The sequence below is a fragment of the Candidatus Palauibacter scopulicola genome (assembly GCF_947581915.1).
Taxonomy (GTDB): domain Bacteria; phylum Gemmatimonadota; class Gemmatimonadetes; order Palauibacterales; family Palauibacteraceae; genus Palauibacter; species Palauibacter scopulicola.
This window is the reverse complement of the sequence record NZ_CANPWG010000076.1, coordinates 1-26927: the sequence shown is the minus strand read 5'-3', so window position 1 is coordinate 26927 and position 26927 is coordinate 1. Positions and strand designations below refer to the sequence as shown.

Here is a 26927-nt window from a genome sequence, read left to right as displayed (position 1 = left end):
GCATTATCGGATTTCTCAGGACCACGCTGGATCATGTAATCGCGGAGCGATGCTCCGCTTGGCCAATGGTTCGGCGTCAAGACGGATGACCAGGGCCGCGTGATCGAGCTGAACCTGCAACACAACAATGTCGGTGGGCCCGTCATACCCGGGCTGGGCAGCCTGTCCGAGCTCCGATCTCTGACACTCTGGAACAATCCCCTGACCGGGCGAATCCCCCCTGAACTGGGGAACCTGTCGAAGCTCACGGCCCTGAACCTCGCTTCCGGCGACAACGAGCTCGAGGGACCGATCCCGCCGGAGATCGGCAAGCTCACAGGCCTCACTCACCTGACTCTCTCCTCGGACAGGCTGGAGGGGCCGATCCCACCGGAACTGGGAAATCTTCGCAACCTGAGATGGCTCATCATCGGAGGCAGGGATCTCACCGGACCGCTCCCCACCTCGTTCATCGAGTTCACGCGGCTGGACATCGTGCGAATCTCCCTCTGTGTGCCGGGAACGCCGGAATGGATTCCCTGGGCGGCCCGAATCCCGAGTCTCAGCGCGTCCTTCTGTAACGAAAAGGACGTTGAAGTCGTCAACGCCCTCTATGATGCCACCGGCGGCGCCAACTGGACGAACCAGGAGGGGTGGGGCCAGGGCTCGATCAGCCAGTGGTACGGGGTGACCACCGATTCCATCGGTTTCGTGACGGCTCTGGACTTGAGAGACAACGGATTGACGGGCCGGCTTCCGTCGAATCTGGGCCAACTGAGAGAGCTGAGAGAACTCTCGGTGGATGGGAATGAACTCTCCGGACCGATCCCGTTGGCGCTCTCGGCCGTGGCGCTGACGGAATTCAGTTACACGGGCACGAGCCTCTGTGCACCGGCCGACGAAATGTTCCGGGCATGGCTCGCTTCGATTGCGACCCACGAGGGCACGGATGAGGAGTGCGAGCTGACGGAGCGCGACATCCTCGAGGTCCTTCATGCCGGCACGGGAGGAACGAACTGGAGGGCGAGCGGGAACTGGGGCTCCACCCTTCCGCTCGAAGAATGGCACGGCGTCACGGTGGACGAGGACGGTCAGGTGACGGCCCTGCGCCTGACGCGCAATGGTCTGACGGGTCCCATCCCGCCCGAACTGAGCCGGTTGACGAAGCTGCGGAGCCTCGATCTTTCCCGGAACGCGCTTTCGGGAACGATTCCCGTTCGACTGGCAGATCTCACGGAGATCGAACGGCTTCTTCTGGCGGACAATGAACTCACCGGGCCGATCCCGCCCGAACTGGGAGGTTTGCCGAACGTCTACTATCTGGATCTCGGGGACAACAACCTCGGCGGCTCCATCCCGCCGGAGATCGGCAACCTCACGACCCTCCGGCGGATCAACCTGAACGGAAACCGGTTCGAGGGCTCGATTCCCGTTGAACTCGGCCGGATGACTGAAATCAACTGGCTCGACCTCAGCCACAACCGCCTCACGGGCTCGATCCCGGCCGAATTCGCAAGCCTCTCGCAAATCGCCCGCCTCAATGTGGCCCGGAACCAACTGGACGGGCCCATTCCCGCCTGGTTGGGGCGAGTCGCGAGCCTGGAACACCTGTTGCTCGGTGTGAACGCGTTCACGGGTCCGATTCCGTCCGAATTGCAGAACCTGACCGGCCTCCGGGAACTGAACGTCTGGAACAATCGTCTCACCGGGGAGATACCGGTCTGGCTCGGTACTCTCACCTCTCTTGAATCACTGTGGCTCGCCCGGAACGAGCTCACGGGTCCGATACCGCCGGAGCTGGGGAATCTGAGCAACCTCCGCGAACTCGTCATCTACGACAACGACCTGACGGGTCCCATGCCGCCCCAACTGGCGAACCTTTCCAATCTTACGACGCTATCCATCGGAAGCACCGGGCTCACCGGCCCGATCCCGGCCGAGTTCGTCAACCTGCCGCTCGACAGATTCCTTTGGACGAACACCGGACTCTGCTCTCCCACGGATCGCGGCTTTCAGGAGTGGCTGGCCAGCCTGCGGGTCAATCAAGGCGGGGAACCATGTGTGAGGGGGGCGCTGGAGGCTTTGTACGACGCCGCGGGCGGTGGCCAGTGGACCAACAACACCAACTGGCTGACCGACGAACCCGTCGCGGAGTGGCACGGGCTGACCGTGGATGAACGGGGACTGCCCGTCTCGTTGAATCTCGCCAACAACGGACTGGAAGGGTCGATCTCCGCTGAAATCGGAACGCTTTCCTCATTGCAGGAACTCGATCTGAGCCAGAACCGGCTGACCGACTCGATGCCATCCGAACTCGGGGAACTGACGCAACTGCGCCAACTCAATCTCGGCGACAACCGACTCACGGGTGCGATTCCGGGCGCGATCGGGCAATTGATCCGGTTGCGGCTGCTCGATCTTGGAGGGAATGAACTGACCGGCGATCTCCCCGGCGAGCTGGGCAGGCTCACCGGACTGGAAACACTGGACCTCTCGGAGAACCGCTTTACGGGGACGCTGCCGGGCTCGCTCGTCGACCTCACGGGACTCACCGACTTCCGGTGGAACGACAGCGGAGTCTGCGCACCGGACGTCGCCTGGTTCCAATCGTGGCTCGGCTCCATCGGTCGGCAGGCGCCGGGGGAGAGCTGCGAGCCGGCGCCCTTCCTGCTGGACATCCCCTCCGTGCACCTGACGCAGGCCGCTCAGAACCTCGGGGGTGACGTGCCTCTGATCGCCGGGCGCCCGGCCCTGCTGCGAGTGTTCGCAACTTCGGATCGAGCGAACGCCTACCAGCCGGAGGCGCGAGCCACGTTCTACCTGGCCGGGTCAGAGGTGCACGTGGCGACGATGGAACTCGAATCGGAACGGGGGCTCCCTCTTTCGCCGAGGCCCGAGGACCTCACGCAGTCCTTCAGCGCGAACATCCCGGCGGGCGTGCTGAAACCGGGCGTCGGCGTCGTGATCGAGGTGGATCCTGACAGCATCATGCCGCGAGCGGCGGGGAGCAAAGTCCGCGTGCCCGCGGAGGGGCGGCTGGAACTGGATGTCCGCGAGATGCCGCGTCTTGATTTGACGATCGTCCCCGTCCTCTACCAGTCGGTGCCGGACAGCAGCGTCATCGACTGGGCTGACGACTTCGCGTCCAACCAGGAGACGGGGGGTTTCGTGCGACATGTCCTCCCCGTGCAGGACTGGAACGTGACCGTGCGCGAACCCTACGTAACCACGAACAATCCCGGATCACTGGCCGAATGGAGAAACCTGTTGTCGGAGGTCCGGCTCGTCCGGACGATGGAGCAGGGGACCGGGCACTACTACGGGGTAATGGAACCCGTGCGGCGATCCCCCGTCCTCGGCATCGGCGCGCTGCCGGGAACCTCGAGCGTCGGCGTATCAGAGCCCTGGGTTCTGGCCCACGAACTGGGGCATAACTTGAGTCTTCGGCACACGCCCTGCGGTATCGCCTTCGATGACGACCCGAACTACCCGTACAGCGCCGGCGAGATCGGAATCGCAGGCTACGACGCGCGCGGGGACAGCCTGATTTCCAGTTCGATCCCCGACGTGATGGGGAGCGGCTGCGAACCCGCCTGGATCAGCGACTATCACTTCAGGAAGGCGCTGGATTACCGAACCGGAGCGGCGGACATGGCCCCGACGTCTCCCGGTGAGGGGCGAGGGCCAAGGCTGCTGCTGTGGGGCGGCGTCGACGCGGATGGAGGGCTGCACCTCGATCCCGCGTTCGTGCTCGATGCGCCGACGGTGCTTCCGTCCCGTAGCGGCCGGTACCAGGTGCAGGGCCTCGGTGCGGGCGGAGAGAGTTTGTTCTTGCTGAGTTTCGCGGTCGACGAAGTGGATCACGGGGGCGGAATCTTCCAGTTCATGGTCCCGTTCGAGGATCAGTGGCGAGTCTCGCTCGACCGAATCGTGTTCTCCGGCCCAGAGGGCGTGACGAGACTGGACGGCGAAACGGACAAGCCGATGGCGATCCTGCTTGACCGGGCGAACGGTCGAGTCCGTGGCGTCATTCGCGGAGAGGAAATGGTCCGGGCCACCGCCCTCGCACGCGATACGCTGTCGGGACTCGCTTCGGACCCCGACTTGGAAACACTGGTTAGCCGCGGTCTGCCGACGAAGTCGAGTGGGCGAAGAAGCGGGCGCCCGCGGGGAAGGCGGAGTTTCCCCCCGTGGGGTGGATCTGCTCGTACGGGTACGGATCCGAAGTCGCCGGCCCCGCCGTTGCGGCGGCGGTGGCTGCGCCGGAATCGGCTGCGGCCGTCGCCGTGTCCGATGAGGTCTCGTCGGGCGCCGCGCAGCCGACGAGCAGTGGAAGAGCGAGCCGGGACACCGGAGGGACGCGCCCGCCAGACCTAGCTTCGGGCAGCGGCCGGCCGCCGCAGCGCGTCCGCGAACACGGCGTCGACATCCAGGCAGCGCTCGACGGTGTCGGCGAGGCGGTCGAGTTCGTGGTCGATCGAGCCGCCCCACCCTGCCGAATCCGGCCGGAGGCCGAGGGAGCGCAGCCAGCCCGTGCGCAGGCGGTCGTTTCGGAACGCGCCGTGCAGGTAGCACCCCCAGTGCGCGCCATCGGCGTGCCCGAGGTCGCGCGGCCCGTCGGCGAGCCACGGCTGGAGCCCGGGCGCGGCTCGAGTACGCCCGTGGTGGATCTCGTAGCCGGCGACGATCTCTCCTTCCTCGCCCTCCAGCCAGCCCGGCGGCGCGGCGGTGATGCGCGCGCGCGTCCGCCGGGTCTCCTTGCTCGGGGCGAGTTCGGTGCGCACGTCCAGGATGCGCAGCCCCGGCTCCTCGCCTCCGCCCTCGATGCCGGCCGGGTCCGCGATGCGGCGGCCCATGATCTGGTATCCGGCGCAGAGGCCCGCCACCGGGATGCCGTCCGTCGCGAGCGAGCGGATGGCGTCCGCGAGGCCGGTGCGCTTCATCCAGCGGAGATCGTCGAGGGTGTTCCGCGAGCCCGGGAGGATGATGGCGGCCAGGCCGGGTGGGGCGGTGAGCGCGGCCAGGTCGCGCGCGCGGCGGACCCAGCGCAGGCGCACGCCCGGTTCGCGGCGCAGGGGGTCGAGGTCGTCCAGGTTGGAGGCGCGCGGGTAGGCGGCGGCCGCGATGGCGGGGGCGTTGGCCGGTCCGGCGTCGAGGGCCGGGCCGCCGTCTTCTTCCGGCAGTTTGTGGTCGATCCAGGGGACGACGCCCAGGACGGGCACGCCGGTGCGCTCCTGCAGGGTCTCCGGGGCGGGCGCGAGGAGTGCCGGATCCCCGCGGAAACGGTTGAGGATGAAGCCGCGGAAGAGCGCCCGGTCGGCCGCGGAGAGGAGCGCCCAGGTGCCGTAGAGGGAGGCGAAGGCACCGCCCCGGTCGATGTCGGCGATGAGCACGACGTTGGCGGACGCGTGGCGGGCCACGGCCATGTTGACGATGTCGCTTTCGCGCAGGTTCGTCTCGGCCGGGCTGCCGGCGCCCTCGGCGATCACGAGTTCGGCGCGGTCGCGGAGGCGGGCGAGCGCCTCCGTCACCACGGGCCAGAGGCGGGGCTTGCGCTCGCGCCAGGGGAGGTCGGTCGCTCCGCGGTCCGTGCGTCCCAGTCGCACGACCTCGGAACGCGTGTCGGCGAGCGGCTTGAGGAGGACGGGGTTCATGTCGACGTGCGGGTCCAGCCCCGCGGCCCGCGCCTGCAGCGCCTGCGCCCGCCCGATCTCGCCGCCGTCGGCCGTGACCGCGGCGTTGTTGGACATGTTCTGGCCCTTGAAGGGAGCGACGGCGATCCCGCGGCGGCGGGCGAGGCGGCAGAAGGCCGCCGTGAGCAGCGACTTGCCGACGCCCGAGCCCGTGCCCTGCAGCATCAGAACGGGTGCGCTCACAACTCCAGCCCGGGTTGCGCCCCGATGCCGCGCGTTCGATAGGGGTGCTTGACGTCCTTCATCTCGGTGACGAGATCCGCGAACTCGATGAGCTCGGGTGTGGCCATGCGTCCGGTGATGATCACGTGCGTCCCGGCCGGACGATCGCGGATCGCGGGCAGCACCTCGTCATGGTCCAGCCAGCCGTACGCCAGGGGGTAGGTCAACTCGTCGAAGATCACGATGTCGTAGCGCCCGGAGTCGAGCACCTCCCGGCACTGCGCCCAGCACTCGCGCGCCAGCGCGCGGTCCTCTGCGATGCGCTCGCTCAGCCAGGTGAAGCCGGCCCCCATCGGCACGATCTCGACCCCGAGCTTCTCGGCCGCGATGTGCTCGCCCCGCTTCACTCCTTCGGTCTTGAGGAACTGCAGCATGCCCACGGTCATGTCCCGGCCGCGGGCGCGCAGCAGCGTGCCCAGCGCGGCCGTCGTCTTCCCCTTGCCGTCGCCGGTGTTGAGGATGACGAGGCCGGTGCGCCGCTCGCGGGGCGGGACGCGGTAGGGCCCGGGCGTCCTCTGCTTCGGCACCGGGGCTTTCGGATGCCGGTCCGCCCGGTCGCCGGTCGAGGACCTCGGATCGGCGGTTTCCGGGGGCGCGGGACGGCAGCGCGGTCGGGAGTGGTCCGAACTCCGCTCGTCGTCCTGGGTCACGAGGGTCCTCCTGCGGTTGTGTGTGCGGCGATCCCGTCCGGAGCGGCGATCTCGTCTGGAGTGGCGATCTCGTCTGGAGTGGCGATCTCGTCCGAGGCGGCGATCTCGTCGAGCGCGGCGAGGAAGCGCTCCTCCTCGGCGCGCCGCCGAACCGCGACCCGAATGTGCCCCGGAAGCCCGAAGGAGGCCGCGTGACGCACGCGGACGCCCCGAAGCCTGAGGGCGTGGGTGGTGGCGGCTGCATCGGGGACCGCCGCCAGGATGAAGCCGGTGGCGGAGGGGCCCGGACGCCACCCGCGCCGGGCGAGCGCCGCGGACAGAGACCGGCGCCGCGCTGCGATGCGGATGAGACTGTCCTCAAGCCCGGCGAGCGCGCGCGGAGCAAGCGCCGTCCGGAGCGCGGCCTGGGCGACGGAGGACACGGACCAGGGCGGCGCGACGCATGCGAGCGGGTGGAGGATCCCGGGCGCCGCGACGGCGGCGGCGAGGCGCAGCCCGGGTACGCCAAGATCCTTGGTGAAGGAGCGCAGGTGCAGGACGCGGTCGTCGTGGGGCAGGTGGGGTGGCGCGAGGCGTCCCTCCGCGAAGGAGCGGTAGGACTCGTCGATCGCGAGGAGCGTCCCGGCGGGCATCTGGTCGGCAAGCTGAGCGACGCTCGCGTCGGAGAGGGCTTCGCCGGTGGGGTTGTTGGGAGTGCACAGGAAGGCGACCGGCGGACGGAGCCGCGCGACGCGGTCGCAGAACCGTTCGAGCGGCAGCCTGAAGCCCGGAGCGACCCCTCGCACCTCGTGGACTTCCCCGCCCTGGACCGCGACGGCGCGGCGGTATTCGCCGAAGGTGGGGCCGCACACGACCGCCGGATCGCCGGGGCGAATCCAGCAGCGGGCGATCCGGTAGATCAAGTCGGAGGCTCCGGGCGCGAGGAGGATGCGCTCGGCGTCGAGCCCCCAGACGCCCGCCACCCGCGCGCGCGCCCCGCTCGAAGCCGGATCGGGATAGGCGTCGAGCGGAGCGCCGGCTACGGCCCGGCGCACGGCCTCGTCCGGCAGGTACGGGTTGACGTTGGTGCTGAGGTCGGCGGTTACGGAGGGATACTCCACGTCCCGCTCGTACCCCGGCCCGCCATGGAACTCCGGCGGCGCGCCGGCGAGGCGGGGGTCGGGGCGCGGAGGACGCCAGTTCACGAGCGGCATGCTCTCGCGGCGACGACGAGCCCGACGCCCAGCCAGGCTGCGCGGCGGATCAGAGTGGCGGCGGCATCGATGTCGCCGGCGTCCGGTCGAGCGCCCGCGGCGTTCAGCGTGTAGACGCCGGGCTTGTGGAGCCGGACCCCCAGGGCGAGCGCGGCGGCGGCCATCGGCCACCCGGCGTTGGGCCCCGCCGCGCGGGACGCTTCGCGCGGGAGGAGATGGAACACCCCGCCGGGCGCGGGGCGACTCCCGTCACGGCGGAGCGGTCGAGACGCCGCGGCCATCACGATCAGGACGGCCGCCAGCCGGGCCGGTACGAAGTTGAGGAGGTCGTCGGCTCGCGCCGCCGGTTTCCCGTACCAGATCAGGTCGGGAGTACGGTAGCCGAACATCGCGTCGGCGGTGTTGACGACCCGGTAGACCCAGGCCCCGGACAAGCCCGCCGCGAGGTAGGCGCAAGCGGGCGCGATCACCGAGTCGCAGAGGTTCTCGGCCAGCGACTCGATCGCCGCGGAGGCGCAGTGGGAGGCGTCGAGCGTGCTCGTGTCGCGGCTGACCAGGTCCCACGCCAGGTGGCGCCTCGCTCCGTCGAGGTCTTCGGCCCCGAGCGCGGCGGCCACCCGTTCCCCGGCCTCGGCAAGCGGCTCGAGGGCAAGCGCCGGATGCAGGAGCAGGGCTTCGGTCCCTGCCGCCAGGAGGGTGGCCGGCAGCCGGGACCCGGAGGACTCCCGGGAGGAGCGCCCGGGGCGCGCCGTCAGCGAGCGCGAGGCCGCGGCGGCGACGCCCGACACCGCCGCCAGCGCCGCCGCCCCTTCGACCAGGCTCCCCAGCGGTCCCCGGCTGCGCCGCAGTCGGCGCGCACCGCCCAGCAGCGCGCCGATCGCCCGCACCGGATGCAAGCGGGGCTGGCGCAGCAGCCGATCGAGGACCAGGGCCCCCACCAGGCCCAGCCCCGGGGCGAATGGGGGCCGCCGCGTCGCGTTCACGGGTCATCCCTTCTGAGCGGGACCGTCTGCGGTGCGCCGGTGTCGCTCCCGGGTCCCGGGTGCGGCACCACCCTGAGCGGCCAGTCGTAGACCGCCTCCAGCGACTCTCGCGACAGCGTTTCGTCGGGGGCGCCCCGGGCCAGCGCGCGTCCGCGATCGAGCAGCACCAGCCGGTCGGCGAACCTCGCGGCCAGGTTGAGGTCGTGAGTGATGACCAGCACACCGAGGCCGGCGGCCCGGAGGTCGCGCAGCAAGTGGAAGAGCTCCATGCGGTAGCGCAGGTCGAGTCCGGCAGTGGGCTCATCGAGGAGGAGGACCGGGGCCTCCTGGGCAAGCGCGCGAGCGATCCGCGCCCGCTGTCGCTCGCCGCCGGAGAGTTCGCCCAGGTGGCGGTCCGCGAACTCCGCAACCGCGCAGCGCGCCATCGCATCTTCCACCACCACGCGGTCCCTGTCGCCGGAGCGCTCCCACGCGCCGAGGTGCGCGTAACGCCCCATCCCCACCATCTCCCGCACCGTGACCGGGAAGGGGGAGGACTCGGACTGCGGCACCACGGCGATCGCAAGGGCCCGTTCCCGGTCGCCCAGATCGGACAGCGCGCGGTCGTCGAGGGTGACTCCACCCTCTTGAGGCATCAGGGATCCGGAGAGGAGCTTCAACAGCGTCGTCTTGCCGGCTCCGTTCGGACCCACGACGGCGAGAAGCCTGCCCGGGGAGACCGATACCGAGATCCGGCGCACGGCGGCCTCGTCCGCGCGCGGATGGGTGAAGCTCAGGTCCCGACCCTCCAGCACCGGCCGCCAGTCGCGCGAGGCCTTGGTTTCCCTCACCGCCGGCCCCCCCGCAGCAGCAGCGCCACGAAGAACGGGACCCCCGCGACGGCCGTGACCACCCCGGTGGGGAGTTCGGCCGGCGCCACCACGAGCCGGGCCACCGTGTCCGCGAGCAGGAGGAAGGCGGTTCCGGCCAGGAAGGAAGCGGGGAGGAGCAGGCGGTGGTCGTTCCCCCACGCGAGCCGGACGGCGTGCGGAACGATCAGCCCGACGAAGCCGATCACGCCGCCGGCCGCGACCGCCGCGGCCACCATCAGCGACGCGGCCAGGTACGCGGTGAGCTTCACCCGCTGCACGGAGGCGCCCAGGTAGAACGCAACCTCCTCGCCGCGCGAGAGAAGGTTGAAGGCCCGGGCAAGCGACAGGACGGCCAGCGCGCCGGGCACGAGCAGCAGGGCCAGCAGCCCGGTCGAAGCCCAGTCGGCGCCGGAGAGGTTCCCCATCATCCAGAAGATCGCCGAGCGGAACGACTCCACATCGGCGAGCGAGAGCAGAAGCAGGATTACCGCGTTGAAGAAGGCGCCGATGATCACGCCCGACAGGATCAGGACGCGCGTGTCCATCCGACCGGGCGAGGCCCGCCGCGCGACCGCCAGCACCAGCGCCATCGCGGCCAGCGCGCCGGCGAACGCGCCCAGGGGGAGCATCCAGGGAAAACGCAGCCCGATGCCGGTCACCACGACGGCCACCGCGCCTACGGCGGCTCCGCCCGAGACGCCCAGTACGTAGGGCTCGGCGAGCGGGTTGCGCAGGAGGGCCTGAAAGGTGCAGCCGCAGAGACCGAGCGCGCCTCCGACGAGCGCTGCCAGAGCCGCCCGCGGCAGCCGCAACTGGAGGAGGATGGAACGGGTGGTGGGGTCGGCCTCTCCCAGGAGGAAACGCCACAGGTCCCCGGGACCCAGGCCGGAGGCCCCGAAGGAGATGCTGAGCGCGATCGCCGCCAGGACGACCAGCGCGAGGAGTGCGAGCCGGCGGGGAGTGTGCGTCAACGGGGCCCATGCAGGAAGTGGGCCATGCGACGCGCCGCTTCGGCCACATGGGGTCCGGGGCGGTTGAAGAGGTCGCCGTCAACGAGGAGGTAGCGGCCATTGCGGACGGCGCGCAGTTCCCGCCAGCCCGGTCCCTCGAGCCATGGCGCACCCGGAGCGTCGGGCGCGTGTCGAGCAATGACGAGGGCGTCGGGGTCACGCCGCAGGATCGCTTCGATGGACACCCGCGGCCACGAGCGCGCGGCATCGTTGAAGATGTTGCGCCCGCCCGCGTGCTCGATGACCTGGTCGATGAAGGTTCCCGGCCCGGTCGTCTGCGGCGGGTCGTGCCAGACGGAGTAATAGACGTCGACGCGCTCGCGGCCGCGCACCGTGGCGGCCACGCCCTCCAGTGCGAGATCCAGCGAGTCCACCAGCGCGGCGGCCCGTTCCTCGCGGCCCAGCAGTGTGCCCAGGCGGCGCAGGTGGCTGCGCACGTCGTCGATCGTCTGCACGACCGCCCTGTAGACGGGAATGCCCAGCGCGTCCACCCGTTCCCCCACCGCGCGCTGGGACGCGTCGGCCCACGTGACGACGAGATCGGGTTCGAGCCCGGCCAGCGCCTCGAGATTCGGCTGTATGGTCCCGCCCAGCGAAGGGAGGTGAGCGAGTTCGGGTGCCCGATCGAAGCGGGTGCGCGCGACGAGGACGCCGGGATCGAGCGCGGTGATCGATTCGGTCAGCGAGGGGATCACCGAAAAGACGCGGCCCGCCGGCGCGGTGAGCGCGACGGTGGTTCCCGCATCGTCCGTGACGGAAACCGCGGGCATGTCCGGAGGCTCGTCCGGGGCACAGGACGTGAGGAGGGCCGGGGCGAGCAGGGCGGCGATCCACCGGGCGAACGGAGAACTCGGTGGCGCCGTCGCGCTCGGCGTCGCGCTCGCCCTTGCCTGGTGTGCCGTGTACACCGGGTCCCCTCCCTCGAAGGATGGTGTTCAAAGGACGAGGGAACCGCGTCTCCTGACTCGAGGCGACATCGCTCGCCTTCCCGGGATCAACCAGTGGCCGTCGAGCGCGTCGTTTCGGATCCGCCGATGGGATCCGGACCTCCTACAGTGGCGGGGCCGCGTCGGCTTCGGACCGAACTTCCGGTGGCCCCCTCGCGTCAAGCTGCGACGATAGCCGCATCTCCGAAGGCGGGGCAACTCGGCAGCCGCCGCCAATCAACTGCAGGGATGCAACCGTCGCGGACGAACGCGCGGGCAGCACGGGCGCCGTGACAGCCACCCCGTGGTTCAGGATGTCCGAAACCTCCTCTGGTGTCGGCGTTTCCTCCTCCGGGTAGAGAAGCCCCCACACGGTCCCCGAGTGAGCCCGCAGGATGCCGAGCGCGGTCGTCGCCCGGGCACACGCCTCCAGTCCCGGCGGGGCGGGAGGACACCCCAGGTGATGGGCTGCCGCAGCGCTCGCGGTCGCCGCCGCGCCGATCTTCCCGGGGTCGCCGTGCGCGATCCCGTCGGCGCACAGCCGGAATGCGTCGCGCCAGGCTCTCAGAGCGTGTTCGGGGAGTCGGGTCGGGAGGCCCCGGTTGAACGTCACCGTGTCGACCACGCCGGGGAGTCTGATGCAGAGGATGTTCAAGGCCGGAGGCGGGCCGAGCGGCTCCCGGATCGTACCCCCCCGGTGATCGAACAGGACGAGCCCGGGGAGGAGGGAGCCGCTGGTCGGCTCGACCTGGAGGGCGGCGCGGACGACGGCTTCACACGACCCCCGCAGGCCGAGGGCGTCCATGCCGGCGCGCAATGCCGCGCCCAGGTCGGCGGTGCTGCTTCCGAAGCCGCTCCCCCGCGGGATCTCGTCGCCGCCGAGCGTCACCCGCAGGCCTCGACCGGGCCGGTCGCGCAGCAGGACCTGCAAGCCGCGTTTCACCTTGGCGTAGCGGCGGGAAGCACCGGCCTCGGTGTGGGCGGGCGGCACGACCACGGCGCGGGCGGTTCGGTACAGGTCGACGGGAGCCGCGATCTGGAGCCATCGGCCGCGACCGAAGCCCTGAACGAGTTCGCCGCAGGTGGCCGGGGTTGCCCAGGTCGCGGGCCCTGCACTGGCTTGCACGCTGTCGGCAGAGCCTGTATCCATCATCGCAGTTCATAGACGGAGGGGCGCTCGGAAGTCCGGTGAAAGTCCGGCGCGGCCCCGCCACTGTAAAGGGACAGAGGGATTTCGATCCCTCGGCGTTCCGTTCACGAAGCCACTGGGTCGCGAGGCCCGGGAAGGCGAGCGGATCCGTCCCAAGCCAGGAGACCTCTCCTCCGTCTTCGGATCAGCACCCTCGCGGGAGGGCGTGGTCCCGCGTTCACCGTCGCGTGGACGTGCGACCGTGCTCTTCCCCGTCCAGGAGAAGACGGGGTCGAGTGAAGACGAAGTTCGCGATTGCCATCCTGGCCGCCGGAGTTGCCGTCCCGGGCGCTTCGGCACACGCGCTCCCCACCCAGGTCGCTGCGTCCGTTCACGTGTCCGTGCGGGCGGCAAGGACTGCGCCGGGTGCGCCGGGCGAGGCTGCGGCGGACGCGGGTGCGGCCGTCGCCGTTCCGGGGGCGACGGTCGCCGTCCGGGGCGCGGGGCTCCGGGCGACGGCCGACGCGCGCGGCGTCGCCGTCCTGCGAGGTCTTTCGCCCGGACGGCACGCCCTCGTGATCTCGGCACCCGGCTTCCTGGAAGCCGCGGTCGAGGTCGAAGCCGTGAACGGGCGTGTCACGCGAACGGGCATCGTGCTCAATCCGGCGCCTGTGCGGCTCAGGGGACTGGTGGTGCAGGTGGCATCCCGCGAACGGGACGCCGGCGCCACCGTGTTGGAGACCGCCAGCCTTCCGCCCGGCGTGACGGATCTCCCGGCCGCGCTTGAACGCGTTCCCGGGGCAACCGTCGTGAGACAGGGCGGACCGGGGGCCCCCGCCGTGCTGCAACTGCGCGGCGCGGGCGGCGACCAGGTGCTGGTGCTGCTCGACGGAACGCCGATCAACTCTCCGCTCACCGGCGTCGCCGACCTGAGCACGGTGGACCTCGAATCCGTGTCCCGCCTCACCGTGATCCCGGGGGCGCAGTCCGCCCGGTACGGACCGCAGGCGCTCGGCGGCGTCGTCCTGCTGGAGAGCCGCAACCGCGACGCGACCACCGCCGCCGTCACCGCCGGGATGGGCGCCTGGTCCTCGGCGGAGACGGCGGTCACCGGATCGAGCGGTTTCGGGAACGCCTGGTCGGTCTCCGGCGGCGCCCGCTGGCGGCGGTCGAACGGCGCGTTCACCTACGACGTCCCCGCCTTCCGGGGCGGCGGCGAGACGACCCGCGAGAACTCCGCCTTCTCGCACGCCGGCGGAGACCTCCGCATCACCCGGCGCGGGAGCGCGGAGGCCTCGCTGCGCGCCCACCTCAGCGACATCGAGCGCGGGAGCCCGGGGACCATCGCGCAGCCCTCCGCCACGGGTCGGCAGCGCCACCGTCGCTACGGGCTCGGCGTCACGGTCGAATCGGACGGCGCCTCTCCGGCGGCACGCCTCGGAGGCTCGGCCCGCAGTTCGGTGCAGTGGCAGCGCGCGGACTACGCGGATCCGGAGCCCCCCTTCGGGCGCGCCTACGATACCCGGACGCGAGTGCGGCGGGCGGAGCTCTCCGTGGAAGGATGGTGGCGCGCGGAAGCGTCGTCGTCGCGCGAGCCGCTTGACCTCCGGTTCGGCCTCCACGCGGCACGGCTCGATGTCGAGTCGAACGCGCTGACGTCGCCCGGCATCGGCCTCGACGAACTCGGGGCGTGGGCACATGCCGGGCGCGGCTGGCAACTGCGGCGCGGGTTCCGCCTCGATCTGGGTGCTTCCCTGCGCGCCGACCGGCACGACCTTGTGGACGGCGTGACCCTGTCGCCCGCCCTCGACGCCGCGCTGACCCGGGGCGGGCTCGCCCTCGACCTCCGGTGGGGCCACGGCTTCTCCCCTCCCGGGCTCGGCGACCTCTTCTTCCAGGAAGGGGTCCTCGTCGAGCCCAACCCCGACCTCGGGCCGGAGCGCATACGGGGAGAACTCTCGGCGACGCTCGCCCAGCGCTGGTCTGTGGGCCCGGCCACCGGGGAACTGCGCGCGACCGCCTACCGCGCGGACCTCGACGACATGATCCTCTGGTTCCCCGACCACCGTTTCGTGTGGAGCCCGGACAACTACGACGTCGCGCGCCGCGGCCTCGAAGTCGGCGCCACGACGGATCTGGCCGCGTTCGGACGCACGCACAGCCTCACGGCAAGCGCCGACTGGTCCGAGGTCGAGTACACCGGCGCCGTGCTGGATGGCCAGGTCGCCTACCGGCCGCGTTTCACGGCGGATGTGGCCCTCGGCATCGGGCTGCCGGCCGGAATCACGCTCACGCCGTCGGGCACACACGTCGGGTCGCGGCGCACGGTGCCGGGCTCCCCGCTGAACGCGCTCGCCGCCTACACGCTGTTCAACGCCGGCATCGCTCTGCCCTTCGAGTGGACCCGCTTCGCCGGGCGGCTCGAGGTGGCCGTTACGAATCTCCTCGACGAACGCGCCGCGCTGCTCGTCGACTACCCCCTGCCGGGCCGCGGCTGGTCGACGCGGATCCGCATCGGAGCCGCGAGATGACCGCGCAATCCACCTCGTTCACCATATCCCAGTCAACCAAGGATGGATCTCTCATGACCCGTACCGCGCTTCGCTTCATCGCACCCCTCGCCCTCGTCATTCTGACCGCCTGCGGCGATGACCCCCCCGTCGAACCCGTGGGCCCGGTCGGGCCCGGCACGCCCTCGGTGACGATCACCTCGCCGGCCTCCGGGCTCATGGTCAGCGAAGGCACGCCGGTCCAGCTGGCCGGCTCGGCCACGGATCCGCAGGACGGCACGCTGGGGAACGCCGCGCTGGCCTGGACGAGCTCGATCGACGGGGCACTGGGTACAGGTTCGCCGCTGGAGGTCGCCTCCCCGTCGGTGGGCGTGCACTCGATCACCCTGACGGCAACGGACTCCGACGGTAACACCGGCAACGCGTCGGTCTCGCTGCTGGTCGAGAGGCTGGAGTTTCTCGACGGAACGGTGGCGGATGCCCAGATCGGCATCGTCGTGAACTCGAGCGCGAACGCGCTCCGGCTCTTTCAGCTCGGCGATCCGGGGGAGAACCGCGACATCGCCCTGGGGGCGTCGAGCGCGGTGACTCCCACCGGTATCAGCATCCGCGGCCAGACGGGCGTCGTTCCCCTCGGAAACGCAGCCTCGGTCGCCGTCATCGACCTCCGTACGCGGCAGATCGGCGGGTTCTTCCTCTTCGAGTCCGGGAATGCGACCGGGTCGGCGTTCGTGGACGACAGGACGGTGCTGGCGGCCAACCAGCAGACGGATGAGGTGGGCAGGTTCACGATCGGACAGGCCGGCGGCGCCATCGGCGACCTGGTCCCGGTGACGCAGTTCCCGACCGGTATCGTGCCGTTCTCCAACTCGCTCGCCTTCGTCATCTCCGCAAACCTGGACGAGAACTTCGCGCCTGCTGGCGACGGGGTGGTGACCGCGCTCGATCCGCTTACGATGACCGTCGTCGCCACCATCGAGACCGGCGGTACCAATGCGCAGTTCGGGGCCATCGGGCCCGATGGAATGTTGTATGTGATGAACACCGGCAACTACGTCGCGCCGTCGACGCTGGCGATCATCGACCCCGGTTCACTCGAGCTCGTCGAGGTCGTCGAGGGATTCCCCGCAGGCTCGGGACACGTTCACGTGTCGGAGGACGGAACGCTCTTTGCGTCGGCGTTCTTCACGGGGACGGTCGCCTGGAACACGGCCACGAAGGCGTTCGTGCGGGACGCCTCCAACCCGATCTGCGCGCCCCTCGCCGGCGGTGGTTGCCGGGGCGCCTTTGGCGCGCACACGGCGGCGGACGGCTCGCTATACCAGACGTTCTTCGGCAGTACGCGCCAGAACCTGTCGCCCTGGATCTTCCGCTATGACCCGGAGACCTGGGCGCTGACCGACAGCATCCCCCCGGGGCAGGGGCCGGTGGGACTCGAAATCAGGAGTTTCCGGTGAACCGTTTGGCCGCCAGGAAGCCGAGCCGCTCCTCGATGGCCCGTCCCCAGGCGAGACCATCGGCCACGACATCGAGGCAGTGCACGACCCCGGCGTGCGCCATCAGGAAATGGGGACCGGCGTCGAGGTCTCTCCACCACGCGGCCACCCGCTCGGTGAACCCGGCAACGGTCTCCCCGCCTGGCGGAGACCGCGTCTGCCAGGCGGCCATCCATTCGTCGAGTTCGGTGCGCGGCAGGGCGTCCCAGGCCCGTCCCTCCCAATCGCCGTAGGACATCTCGCGCACCCGCTCGTCGATGCGGTGCGGCACGCCGAGCCGCTCCCCGAGCAGGGCGGCGGGCTCGCGGCAGCGGACGGCATCGGACGACCAGATGATCGCCGGGGCGAACTCGGCCACGACGGGCTCGATACGCGCGGCGGCCGCGGCTCCGTCCAAGGTCGTGGGCACGTCCGTCTGCCCGTAGACGATTCCCTCGACGGCGACGGGTGCGTGGCGGATGGCAAGAAGCCGGATCACGCGGCGGCCTGCGCGACCTGCGCCGCGAGCACGGCGACGAGGATCGCGATCTCGTTCACCTGCTCCGTGGCGCCGAGGAAGTCGCCGGTCACGCCGCCGGCCCGCGCGCGGAATCGCAAACCGCAGAGCGTGGTGGCAAGGGCCATCGCGGCAAATGCGGCGAGGACGCCGAGCGCGCCGATCGCACCCGCCGCCACAGCCCCGGCCACGGCCACGCCGACCGCGGTCGCCACCGCTGCCTGTGCCACCCCGGACCGCGCGACGTGGCCGCTCTTCGCCGCCGCCGCGTTCGCGTAGGGGAGGGCGACCATCAGCCAGACCGGGCCGACCCGAGCCAGGCCGTGCGCGAGGAGCAAAGCCGCGGGCGCTGCCGCGAGCGGGGAGGCCCCTGCGGCGAGCGCGGACGCCGGTGCCGCACTCCCCAACTGCGCGAGCAGCACCAGCCGGAACGCGATGGACGTCACGAGCGCCAGGGCCCCGAAGGCGCCGATCCGCGAGTCCTTCAGGATGACGAAGATCCCCTCGCGATCCGTCGCTCCGCCCAGCGCGTCGGCCGTATCGGCCAATCCGTCCTCGTGGAAGGCGCCCGTCAGCAGGATCGACACGACGATCACGCTCATCGCCGCCACCCACGGCCCGAGCGGCGCCACCAGGACCCACACGGCCGCGCATGCCCCTCCGAGCACGAGCCCGACCAGGGGGAACCACGCCGAGGCCCACCGCCACTCTTCCGCCGAGTAGGGAAAGCCGCCCAGCGGCAGACGCGTCAGGAAGACGAAGGCGGCGCGCGCCCCCCGGAGCGACGTCCTCACTTCAATCGCAGCTCCAGCCCGGAGACCATGAGCACGACACGGTCCGCGGCGGCGGCGAGACGCTGATTGGCGATGCCCAGCCCGTCCTGGTACCAGCGCCCGAGCGCGGTGGGCGGGTGCACGCTCCACCCCACCTCGTTCGTCACGACGATCAGCAAGCCGGTGCGCGCCGCGCGCGCATCGAGGATCCCGTCGATCTCCGCGGCCATCGCGTCCAACGCGGCCGCCTCGGCGTCGGCTCCCGATCGTCCGATCGCCATGCCGGTCAGCACCGTCACGCAATCCAGAAGCACGGTGTCCGTGCCGGCGGCGAGGATGGCTTCGCCCGCCCGCGCGGGCGCCTCGATGGTGTGCCACCCCGCGGGACGATCGCGGCGGTGGGCCGCGATCCTTTCACGCATCTCGTCGTCGACAGGCTCCGCGGTCGCGATCACGGTGACCTCTTCCCCGCCGCGCGCCAGCGCCTCGCCCTGAGCCCACCGGCTCTTGCCCGAGCGCACCCCGCCCGTCACGAGCATGAGTTCCATCATGATCCCGCCCCCGACGGACCCTCGTTCGGCCCCGAGATCCCGGCCGATTCGAAGGTCGCCATCTCGCGGAGCAACGCTCCGGCCGCCCGCACGACAGGGATGGCGAGCGCACACCCGGTCCCCTCGCCGAGCCGCATGTCGAGGTCGAGAAGGGGCACGAGGCCGAGCGCATCGAGCGCCACCGCGTGGCCCGGCTCGGTGGAGCGGTGCGATGCGACCAGGTACGGCGACAGATCGGGGCACAGGCGGCTGGCCGCCAGCGCCGCGGCCGACGAGATGAACCCGTCCACGAGCACAAGGGCGCCCCGCGCCGCCGCACCGATCATGGCGCCCGACATGGCCGCGATCTCGAGCCCGCCCACCTGCCGCAGCACCGCGACGGCATCGTCCCGGGGATCCTCGCCGCAGGCGACCCGCGCCACCGCGCGTTCCACCACGTCGCGCTTGCGGGCCAGCCCGCCCTCGTCGACCCCCGTGCCGCGGCCGACGACCTCGCGGGCCGCTGCCCCGGCCAGGCACGCCGTTACGGCAGCCGCCGCGGTGGTGTTCCCGATGCCCATCTCGCCCACACCGACGAGGCAGGGATCGGGGGGACGCGCCTCTCCAGTGGAGCCGGCGCCACCTCCCGCCACTTCCATACCCAACGCCAGAGCCTCCTCGACCTCGCTCGCGGTCATCGCCGGCCCCGCTGAAAGATCGTCCGTGCCCGCGCGGACCTTTCGGTGCTCGATTCCCGCCAGCCCGGCAAGGTCCGCCGCAACGCCCACGTCGACGACACGCACTCCGGCGCCGCACGCCCGGGTGAGCACGTTGATCGCCGCCCCGCCACCGGAGAAGTTCGCGCACATCTGCGCCGTGACCTCGGCCGGATACGCCGACACGCCCTGCACGGCGACCCCGTGATCCGCCGCGAAGACGAACACCACCGCGTCCTCCAGTGGAGGCGGCGGGTCACCCAGGACCACGCCGACCTGGAGCGCCAGCTTCTCGAGGCGTCCGAGGCTGCCCGGCGGCTTGGTCAGCGCGTCGAGGTGCGCCTGGACCGCCGCGGGATCTCCCCGCGGAGTTGCGACAACCGTGCGCGCGATCACGCTCTGTGGAGATGCGGCAAAGGTGTTCACGATGGGTTCAGGACAACAGCAGATATGCAGACCCCCGAATGGGACCGCCGCCAGCATAGGGTGGAGGGCAGGGGCGAGCCAGCCGCCAGCGCATACTACTGGTCGGACCCCGACGGAATATGCTAATCTCGGGGCTGGTGTCGTGCTCCCGTGCTCGCGGAAACAGAGGTGTGCCATGAGAAAGTCCCGATTCATCCTCCCCCTGCTCGCGGTGTTCGCGGTCTCCGCCTCGGCGCTGGGGGGCCAGCAGCGGAACATGTCGCCGGAAGAGCGCGCCCGGCTGGCCGCCGAGCGTGAGCGCCAGGTGCAGGAGGAACTCGTATCCGAGCGGCCCATCGAGGCGTTCGACACCGTGTGGATCGAGGAGATGACGTGGATGGAGGTCCGGGACGCGATGGCGGCCGGGAAGACCACCGCGATCATCACGACCGGCGGCATCGAGCAGAACGGACCGTACCTCGCCACCGGCAAGCACAACTACGTGCTGCAGGGCGCCTGCGAGGGCGTGGCCCGCGAACTCGGGAACGCGCTCTGTGCGCCGGTCGTCAAGCTCGTCCCCGAGGGCGACATCGACGAGCCGTCCGGGCACATGCGGTATCCGGGGACGATCAGCCTCCGGCAGGAGACGTTCGAGGCCGTGCTCGATGACGTGGCGTCGAGCCTCAAGGCGCACGGCTTCGAGCACATCATCCTGTTCGGCGACAGCGGCGGGAACCAGTCGGGCATGGAAGCGGTCGCCGCCCGCCTGAACGAGCGCTGGTACGACGCGCAGGCGCACTTCATCCCGGAGTTCTACCGCTACCGCGACGTCCACGAGTGGATGAACACCGAACTCGGCATCTTCGAGACGGACCCCGAGGGGATCCACGACGACTTCGTCATCACCGCGATCATGATGACCGAGGACCCGACGACGGTGCGCTACGACGAGCGCGTGGCGGCGGGACGGGCCAGCATCAACGGCGTCTCCATCGCCCCCAAGGAGGAGGCGATCGCCACCGGGCGGAAGCTGCTCCAATTCCGGGTGGATGCGACGGTGAAGGCGATCCGGGCCTCGATCGAGGCGAGCATGGCGGACGCGGGACGGTGAGACCTGCCCGGGTCCTGGCAACCCGTGGCAAGAGCGACGCGGGGGTTCGCCACGGGCTGCCGGCGCTCGCCGCGCTCGCGGCGACGCTGTGCCTCGATACGGCACCGCTTGCCGGCCAGGTCCCGCTCGGCAACCCCAGCGGGAGGGGGCAGACGGTGACGCCCGCCTACGAGGGCTGGTACCCGAACGCGGACGGCACGCTGTCCCTGTCGTTCGGCTACTTCAACCGCAACTTCGAGGAGACGATCGAAGTCCCCCTGGGGCCGGACAACACGATCGAGCCGGCGGAGTTTCAGGGCGCCCAGCCCACGTCGTTCGCCCCGCGGCGCCACTACGGCGTGTTCGTCGTCCGGGTCCCGGCGGATTTCGGCGAGGGGAAGGTCTACTGGACGCTGAGGATGCGCGGCCAGACGTTCCGCGTCCCGGGCCACCTGCACCGGGACTGGCAGATCGACGCGCTCAAGGGCGAAGCCGGAGACGGCAACACGCCCCCCGTCCTCCGCTTCGGAGCGGGTGAGGAAGGCGCGGGACCGGCCGGGGCCTGGGGAGGCCCGCTCACGGCCCGGGTCGGGGAAGCGCTCGACGTGAGCGTCCACGTCCGGGACGACGGCGTGGGACGCAGTCACTTTGTAGCGGGGAGCCGCGACGGCTCGCCCGTCAACCTCACGTGGTTCAAGCACCAGGGTCCGGGCGATGTGGCGTTCGGCGAGCCCACCGCCCGCGTCCCGGCCAGCGGGGCCGAAGCCGCAACCCCGGTCACCTTCAGCGAGCCGGGCGACTACATCCTGCGCGTGCGCGCCAACGACGGTTCCGGTGTTTCCGCCGCCGGCCACGCGCAATGCTGCTGGACGAACGGATTCCTCCGGGTCACGGTCGACCCGTGACCGGCGGATTCGACGAGGTTCGAGGAGAACGATGATGAGACAGTTCGATCCGGTTTCCCTGAAGCGAGCGGCCATCGCGTTCGGCGCGGCACTCGGCGCCCTGGGCGTCGCGGGGCCGACACTGGCGCAGGACGACCTCGGAGGCGTGACCTTCAACCGGGACGTGATGCCGATCCTCCAGGCCAAGTGCCAAGAGTGTCACCAGGAAGGCTCGATCGCCCCGATGTCGCTCCTCACGTACCGGGACGCCTACCGCTGGGCATCGGGCATCCGCGAGAAGGTGTCGAACCGGATCATGCCGCCCTGGCACCTCGATCCCACGGTCGGAATCCAGGAGTTCAGGAACGACCGCAGTCTGTCGAGCGAAGAGATCGAGACGATCGTCGCCTGGATCGATGGCGGCCGGTCGGAGGGCGATCCCGCGGATCTGCCGCCTCCCGTCGAGTTCCCCGATCCGAACGAATGGCGCCTCCTCGATGAGTTCGGGGAACCCGACCTCGTCATCGCGTCCGAACCCTTCACGCTCGAAGCCGAAACGATGGACAAATGGTGGCGGCCCGTCACGCCGACCGGCATCACGGAGCCCCGCTGGGTGAAGGCGATCGAGATCAAGCCGGCCGGCAACGACGCGCGCACGATCACGCACCACGTCCTCGCCTTCCTCCAGCAGGACGAGGAGGAGAGCCCCATGAGCGCCGGCATCGTCGAGGCAAGCACGCGCGGGGGCGCGATGGGCGGCCCGGGCCTGTTCATGGAGTGGGCCGTGGGCAAGGAGGGCGAGATCTTCCCCGAGGGCGCGGGCAAGATCATGCTCCCCGGCTCGCAGATCCGCTGGGAGGTCCACCTCCACGCCATGGGCAAGCGCATCGAGGACAGCTACGTGGAACTCGGCGTCTGGTTCTATCCCAAGGGCGAGGAGCCCCGGAACCGCACCCGGCTCATGTTCTACAACGCTACGGGCCGGACGGGCCTCGACATCCCGCCGGGCGAGATCGCGGTCACGCAGGACTTCCACACGCTGCGCTGGCCCGCCCGCCTGGAGAACTTCCAGCCGCACATGCACATGCGCGGCAAGGCCATGTCGCTCGAGGCGATCTACCCGGACGGCCGCAAGGAGTTGATCAACCAGGTCGACAACTTCCAGTGGAACTGGCACATCAACTACATCTACGAGGAAGACGCCGCCCCGCTCCTTCCGGCGGGCACGACGCTCGTCATCACGGCCTGGCACGACAACACGGCCGAGAACCCGAACAACCCCGACCCTGAGCAGTGGGTCGGCTACGGTGATCGGACCGTGGACGAGATGGCGCACCTGTGGGTCGACGCGACCTACCTCGACCCCGTGGAGTTCGAGGCGCTGGTCGCCGCCCGCGAGGAGGCGAAGCGCGCCGCCGAAGCCGCAACGAACAACTCGAACCACTAGGCCGGGGGCTACCGGACCGGCCGGTGGGCCTCACGCCCATGCTCGTCGTACGAGACGTGGCGGCGAGTTCAGCCTGGTACGTCGAACTCTTCGGCTTCGTGAGCGGTCGGGGAGGCCATCACTTCGAGCGGCTCCTGGCGTCGGACGGAAGCATCGAACTGATGCTCCACCACCGGGAATTCAAGGCCCACCCGGGGATGACGGATCCGGAAGAAGGGACGCCGGGCCGCGGCGTCCTGCTCTACTTCTACACGGAGGACGCGCAAGCCGTGTTCGAGCGCGCCCGCGCCATGGGGGCCGACTGCCTCGATGAGCCGCACGTGAACCCGAACGCCCGCTCCATCGAGTTCACCCTCCGCGACCCCGACGGCTACCCGATCTCCGTCTCCCAGCGCCTCCCGCGCGACGACTAAACAGGCTCGCGAGCTTCCCTCTCCCGTTTCTTGCGTCTCGGCAGGATGGTACTTGACATGGTACCATGCGTTGACGATTCTCGGTATCCATGCGAACCAAGCACCGGAAGACGCTGGAACGCGTGCACCGGAAGCCGACGCCCTCGGATATCCGATGGGACGAAGTCCGGGCGATGCTGCAAGCCTGCGACGTTCAGGTCGTGGAACGGTCGGGGTCCCGTGTTGGACTCAAGAAGAACGACGAGAGGATCGTGATCCATCGACCTCATCCGCGCCCCGTCGTGGGGCGAGAGACAGTTCGAGACATTGCGGCGTTTTTGCGAGCGGCAGGGGTGGAGCCATGATGGAATACAGGGGATACCGGGCCGCGGTGGAGTTCGACGACTCGAGCAATGTCCTCCACGGGCGGGTGATCAACAGCGGTCCGTATCCGATCGCGACGTTCGAGGCGACGGACACGACACAGCTACGCGAGGAGTTTCACCGCTCCATCGATGAATACCTTGCCTGGTGCGAGGAAGACGGCGTCGAACCGAAGCGGCCCTTCTCCGGCAAGCTGAACGTGCGACTCGGGTCGGAGCTTCACGCCGCCGTCGCGGCGGCGGCGGCAGCGCGCGAGACGAGCATCAACTCCTGGATCGTGGACGCCGTGCGAGAACGAACCCGCGCCCCCTATCGGACCGACAACGACTGATTCGGCGGGGGCCCGGAGGCCGCCGCCGGCGGTCAGCAGCTGAGGCAGTTGTTGTTGTTCTTCGCGCCCATGCTCTCAAGGAGCGCGATCGTCTCGAAGAACGGCTGCACGCGCTGGATCGGGCCGTTCGCCATGTCGACCGTCGTCTGGCCGCTGCGGGCCACGATGAGCGGGTCGGCGCCCTTCCCGACGAGGTACTCGATCAGCTCGTTGTCGCCGCGCGCCGCGGCGTAGTGCAGCGCGCCGAACCCGTCCGAGTCGCGGCCGTTGACGTCCGCGCCCAACTCTTCGACGAGGTACCTGGCCGTGGCCATCCATTCATCGGGTCGGTGCCGGTGCTGGTTGCCGGTGCGTGAGCGTCCGTAGCCGTATCCCGCGGCGGCGACGAGAGGCGGGATGCCCGGACCTCCGACCTCGACGGGCGGCAGTCCGCTCGGATCCTCTTCCTCTTCCTCGTCGGCGGGCCGACGGCGGCGACGCTCGGGCGCCTTCCGGGTCGGCATGTGCGGGTCGGCCCCGGCGGCCACGAGCATTTCCATGGCCGGGATGTCGAGCGCCTTCGCGGCGCGCCAGAAGGGCGTCGCGCCGCTGAAGTTCACGCCCAGCAGGTCGAAGTTGTACGCGGAGTACCAGATGTGCGTGTTCACGCGCGCGTTCGGATCCGCCCCGGCCGCGAGGAGCATCTCCATCAGCTCCATGTAGTCGAGTTCCTGCTGGCGGAACGCGGTGGGCTGCGGGTACAGCGCCTTGGGGGCCCAGCGGTTGGCGATCGTCGCATAGAGCGGCGCCACCCCGTCTTCGCTGGCCAGGTTCGGGTCCGCCCCCTGCTCGAGCAGCCAGGCCGCGAGGTCGTAGTGCCCGTTCACGGTGGCGACGACGAGCGGGGTGCTCAGGTCGCCCTCGGTGCGGCCATCGACGTCGGCACCCGCCGCGACGAGCGTCCGGACCGTTTCGAAGTGGCCTTCGCGAACCGCGTAGTGGAGCGCGGTCATGCCGCCCTGCTTGCCGACGATATCGCTGTAGCTCAGCGGCCGCGGCGCGGGCTCCGCCGGCTCCTCGACCTCTTCGGCCTCTTCGGCCTCTTCGGCCTTTTCAGTCTCCTCGGCTTCCTCCGCCTCGTCCGCAGCCTCTTCCTCGGGGGCCTCTTCGGCCTCGGGCGGATCCTCGCCCTGGGCTTCGGCAGGCTCCTCCGCCGGCGTTTCCTCCGGTGCGGCGGCCACCGGCTCCTGGCCGGGCGTCGCGCCGGCGCCCTGCGTCGCGGGGGCTGTGCCGCTCTGGTCGCGATCCGCCCGGTCGGCCGCCTCGCGCCGCGTCGGCTCCTGGCCGGACGGCGTGTCCGTGCGGGTGATCCCGACCTCCACGGTCTCGCCGCGAGCTTCCGCTTCAGCCTTCCGAATCGCCGTGAGTACCTCGCGCCGCCGACCTCGGGCTTCGCTGTCCGTGCGCGCCTTCTCGACGAAGTCCAGGACGTGGGACGCGACCGACACGTCGGCGCCGTGTGCGATCAAGGCCTGCACGGCCTCCAGGCGGCCAGCGGCGGCCGAGAAGATGAGCGGCGTCTGGCCGTTGGCCCCCTCGCGTGCGTCGACCTCGGCTCCGGCCTCAAGCAGGCTCGTGAGGGTCGGCACATCCCCGCCCGCCGCGGCGAAGTGGAGCGGCGTAGCACCGGTCGTCGTCAGCGCGTTGGCATCGCTGCCGGCCTCGAGCAGGAGGGCGACCGCGTCGGCCCGGCCATCCCGGCTCGCGAGGTGGAGCGGCGTGTAGGCACCGAGGCGCGTGGTCGACGCGACGTTGGCCCCGGCGTAGACGAGCACCGACAGCATCTCCGCGTCGCCCCGCAGGGCCGCCCAGTGCAGCGCCGTCATCCCGTCGCCCTGGGACGCGTTTACATCGGCCCCGTCCCGGAGGAGCGTGCGGACCGCCTCGAGGTCTCCCTGCGCCGCCGCCTCGGCGACGGGCGCGTCCGTCGCCACGGCAGCCCACAGCGTGGTCGCGCAGAACGCGACGAGGACCCCCGCCCGAAGTCCGGCCTTACCGATTCTCTTCAACATCGATCTGCCTCCGACACTCCGACCGACACTCCGACTCAGTCCTGCGCGACCGCCGAGAACGAGAAGTCGCCGGTGCTGTCGCCGAAGCTCTCCATGTCCTCGAGGCCGAGCTTGTGCATCAGGCTCAGCATCACGTTGGCCATCGGCGTCCCGTCCGGCGCCTTGATGTGCATGTTGCCTTCGAGTTCGCCGCCGGCCTTCCCGACCACGAACAGCGGACAACGCTTGTGGTTGTGCAGGTTCGAGTCGCCCATCGGCGAGCCGTACAGGATCATGCTCTTGTCGAGCAGGTTCCCGTCGGGCTCCTCGATGCTGGCCAGCTTCTCGAGCAGGTACGGCATCATGCTCACGTGGTAGCGGTTGATCTTCTCGTAGTCGATCACCCGCTCCTCGCGGCCGCCGTGGTGCGAGGCGGGATGGAAGCCGGCGTCCACGCCGCTGCCCGGATACACGCGGCCCGACCCGTCGCGGCCCAGCTTGAACGAGAACACGCGCGTCAGGTCCGACTGGAAGGCCAGCGCCTGCAGGTCGAACATCAGATGGACATGCTCGGCGAAGTCATCCGGCACGCCCGGCGGCGCCTCGGGAATCTCGCGCGTCTCACCGCTCGTGTTGTACGCCTCGATGCGCTCGATGCGACGCTCGATCTCGCGGATGTTGTCGAGATACTGGTCCAGCCGCCGCTGGTCCGTGGCCCCCAGATCGCGCTTGAGGCCGCTGACCTCGCCCATGATCCAGTCGAGGATGCTGCGATCGGTGCGCCGGCGCCGGGCCCGGTCCTCGACC

General features: G+C 70.4%; 22 protein-coding genes and 2 riboswitches. Of the genes, 8 read left to right on the top strand and 14 right to left on the bottom strand.

Annotated elements, in window-relative coordinates; all coding sequences use genetic code 11:
• The first annotated feature begins 99 nt into the window (after positions 1-99).
• Positions 100-4356: a hypothetical protein gene (locus RN743_RS15880; RefSeq protein WP_310781304.1), complete on the top strand. Its 4257-nt coding sequence runs from the start codon at positions 100-102 to the stop codon at positions 4354-4356.
• On the opposite strand, the gene RN743_RS15875 is transcribed toward RN743_RS15880, so the two are convergent.
• The 8 genes from RN743_RS15875 to RN743_RS15840 all read right to left on the bottom strand — a co-directional run bounded on the left by RN743_RS15875 (position 4353) and on the right by RN743_RS15840 (position 12633).
• Positions 4353-5855, bottom strand: a complete 1503-nt coding sequence (locus RN743_RS15875; RefSeq protein WP_310781302.1) for a cobyric acid synthase — start codon at positions 5853-5855, stop codon at positions 4353-4355. The two genes, RN743_RS15880 and RN743_RS15875, sit on opposite strands and share 4 nt — an antisense overlap.
• Positions 5852-6544 (bottom strand): cob(I)yrinic acid a,c-diamide adenosyltransferase, encoded by a 693-nt coding sequence (gene cobO, locus RN743_RS15870; protein ID WP_310781300.1) that lies wholly within the window; start codon positions 6542-6544, stop codon positions 5852-5854. Before cobO ends, RN743_RS15875 begins: the two co-directional genes overlap by 4 nt.
• Positions 6541-7728, bottom strand: a complete 1188-nt coding sequence (locus tag RN743_RS15865) for a histidinol-phosphate transaminase (RefSeq protein ID WP_310781298.1) — start codon at positions 7726-7728, stop codon at positions 6541-6543. Before RN743_RS15865 ends, cobO begins: the two co-directional genes overlap by 4 nt.
• Positions 7725-8720 (bottom strand): CobD/CbiB family cobalamin biosynthesis protein, encoded by a 996-nt coding sequence (locus RN743_RS15860; protein WP_310781296.1) that lies wholly within the window; start codon positions 8718-8720, stop codon positions 7725-7727. Before RN743_RS15860 ends, RN743_RS15865 begins: the two co-directional genes overlap by 4 nt.
• Complete coding sequence (locus tag RN743_RS15855; protein ID WP_310781293.1) at positions 8717-9550, bottom strand: ABC transporter ATP-binding protein; 834 nt, start codon at positions 9548-9550, stop codon at positions 8717-8719. Before RN743_RS15855 ends, RN743_RS15860 begins: the two co-directional genes overlap by 4 nt.
• Positions 9547-10542 carry an iron ABC transporter permease gene (locus tag RN743_RS15850; RefSeq protein WP_310781291.1) on the bottom strand — a complete coding sequence of 332 codons (996 nt, stop codon included), beginning with the start codon at positions 10540-10542 and terminating at the stop codon, positions 9547-9549. Before RN743_RS15850 ends, RN743_RS15855 begins: the two co-directional genes overlap by 4 nt.
• Entirely contained in the window at positions 10539-11489 is a 951-nt protein-coding gene (locus RN743_RS15845; protein WP_310781290.1) for a helical backbone metal receptor, read from the bottom strand. Before RN743_RS15845 ends, RN743_RS15850 begins: the two co-directional genes overlap by 4 nt.
• 47 nt (positions 11490-11536) lie before the next feature.
• Positions 11537-11671: riboswitch (cobalamin riboswitch) on the bottom strand.
• The gene (locus tag RN743_RS15840; RefSeq protein WP_310781288.1) at positions 11632-12633 is read right to left on the bottom strand and encodes a hypothetical protein; all 1002 of its coding nucleotides are present in this window, start codon (positions 12631-12633) and stop codon (positions 11632-11634) included. It overlaps the preceding riboswitch by 40 nt.
• 53 nt (positions 12634-12686) lie before the next feature.
• Positions 12687-12823: riboswitch (cobalamin riboswitch) on the top strand.
• Positions 12824-12932: 109 nt separating this feature from the next.
• Here RN743_RS15840 and RN743_RS15835 point away from each other — a divergent pair.
• Both RN743_RS15835 and RN743_RS15830 read left to right on the top strand, forming a co-directional pair.
• Positions 12933-15167 (top strand): TonB-dependent receptor, encoded by a 2235-nt coding sequence (locus RN743_RS15835; protein WP_310781286.1) that lies wholly within the window; start codon positions 12933-12935, stop codon positions 15165-15167.
• A 53-nt stretch (positions 15168-15220) separates the two neighbouring features.
• The gene (locus tag RN743_RS15830) at positions 15221-16603 is read left to right on the top strand and encodes a hypothetical protein (RefSeq protein ID WP_310781284.1); all 1383 of its coding nucleotides are present in this window, start codon (positions 15221-15223) and stop codon (positions 16601-16603) included.
• Here the strand turns inward: RN743_RS15830 and RN743_RS15825 are convergent.
• From RN743_RS15825 to cobT, 4 genes are read right to left on the bottom strand one after another with little or no spacing between them, the layout of a single operon-like run.
• Positions 16587-17120, bottom strand: coding sequence for a histidine phosphatase family protein (locus RN743_RS15825; protein WP_310781282.1), 534 nt, complete (start codon positions 17118-17120; stop codon positions 16587-16589). The genes RN743_RS15830 and RN743_RS15825 overlap by 17 nt on opposite strands.
• Positions 17117-17932 (bottom strand): adenosylcobinamide-GDP ribazoletransferase, encoded by an 816-nt coding sequence (locus tag RN743_RS15820; RefSeq protein ID WP_310781280.1) that lies wholly within the window; start codon positions 17930-17932, stop codon positions 17117-17119. Before RN743_RS15820 ends, RN743_RS15825 begins: the two co-directional genes overlap by 4 nt.
• Positions 17929-18462, bottom strand: coding sequence for a bifunctional adenosylcobinamide kinase/adenosylcobinamide-phosphate guanylyltransferase (locus RN743_RS15815; RefSeq protein WP_310781278.1), 534 nt, complete (start codon positions 18460-18462; stop codon positions 17929-17931). The genes RN743_RS15820 and RN743_RS15815 overlap by 4 nt, the downstream gene beginning before the upstream one ends.
• Positions 18459-19583, bottom strand: coding sequence for a nicotinate-nucleotide--dimethylbenzimidazole phosphoribosyltransferase (gene cobT, locus RN743_RS15810; RefSeq protein ID WP_310781276.1), 1125 nt, complete (start codon positions 19581-19583; stop codon positions 18459-18461). The genes RN743_RS15815 and cobT overlap by 4 nt, the downstream gene beginning before the upstream one ends.
• Before the next feature lie 175 nt (positions 19584-19758).
• Here cobT and RN743_RS15805 point away from each other — a divergent pair, with 175 nt between their 5' ends.
• The 5 genes from RN743_RS15805 to RN743_RS15785 all read left to right on the top strand — a co-directional run bounded on the left by RN743_RS15805 (position 19759) and on the right by RN743_RS15785 (position 24090).
• On the top strand, positions 19759-20673 hold the full coding sequence (locus tag RN743_RS15805) for a creatininase family protein (RefSeq protein ID WP_310781274.1): 915 nt from the start codon (positions 19759-19761) through the stop codon (positions 20671-20673).
• Positions 20670-21557, top strand: a complete 888-nt coding sequence (locus RN743_RS15800) for a hypothetical protein (protein WP_310781272.1) — start codon at positions 20670-20672, stop codon at positions 21555-21557. The genes RN743_RS15805 and RN743_RS15800 overlap by 4 nt, the downstream gene beginning before the upstream one ends.
• A gap of 31 nt (positions 21558-21588) precedes the next feature.
• A complete protein-coding gene (locus RN743_RS15795) occupies positions 21589-22983 on the top strand; it encodes a hypothetical protein (RefSeq protein ID WP_310781270.1) in 1395 nt (464 codons plus the stop codon).
• A gap of 38 nt (positions 22984-23021) precedes the next feature.
• Positions 23022-23396, top strand: a complete 375-nt coding sequence (locus tag RN743_RS15790; RefSeq protein ID WP_310781268.1) for a VOC family protein — start codon at positions 23022-23024, stop codon at positions 23394-23396.
• A gap of 340 nt (positions 23397-23736) precedes the next feature.
• A complete protein-coding gene (locus RN743_RS15785) occupies positions 23737-24090 on the top strand; it encodes a type II toxin-antitoxin system HicB family antitoxin (RefSeq protein ID WP_310781266.1) in 354 nt (117 codons plus the stop codon).
• Between the two features lie 32 nt (positions 24091-24122).
• Here RN743_RS15785 and RN743_RS15780 read toward each other — a convergent pair whose 3' ends face one another.
• Entirely contained in the window at positions 24123-26141 is a 2019-nt protein-coding gene (locus RN743_RS15780; protein ID WP_310781265.1) for an ankyrin repeat domain-containing protein, read from the bottom strand.
• Between the two features lie 35 nt (positions 26142-26176).
• On the bottom strand, positions 26177-26927 hold a 751-nt coding region (locus tag RN743_RS15775), incomplete at its 5' end, for a DUF1552 domain-containing protein (protein ID WP_310781264.1).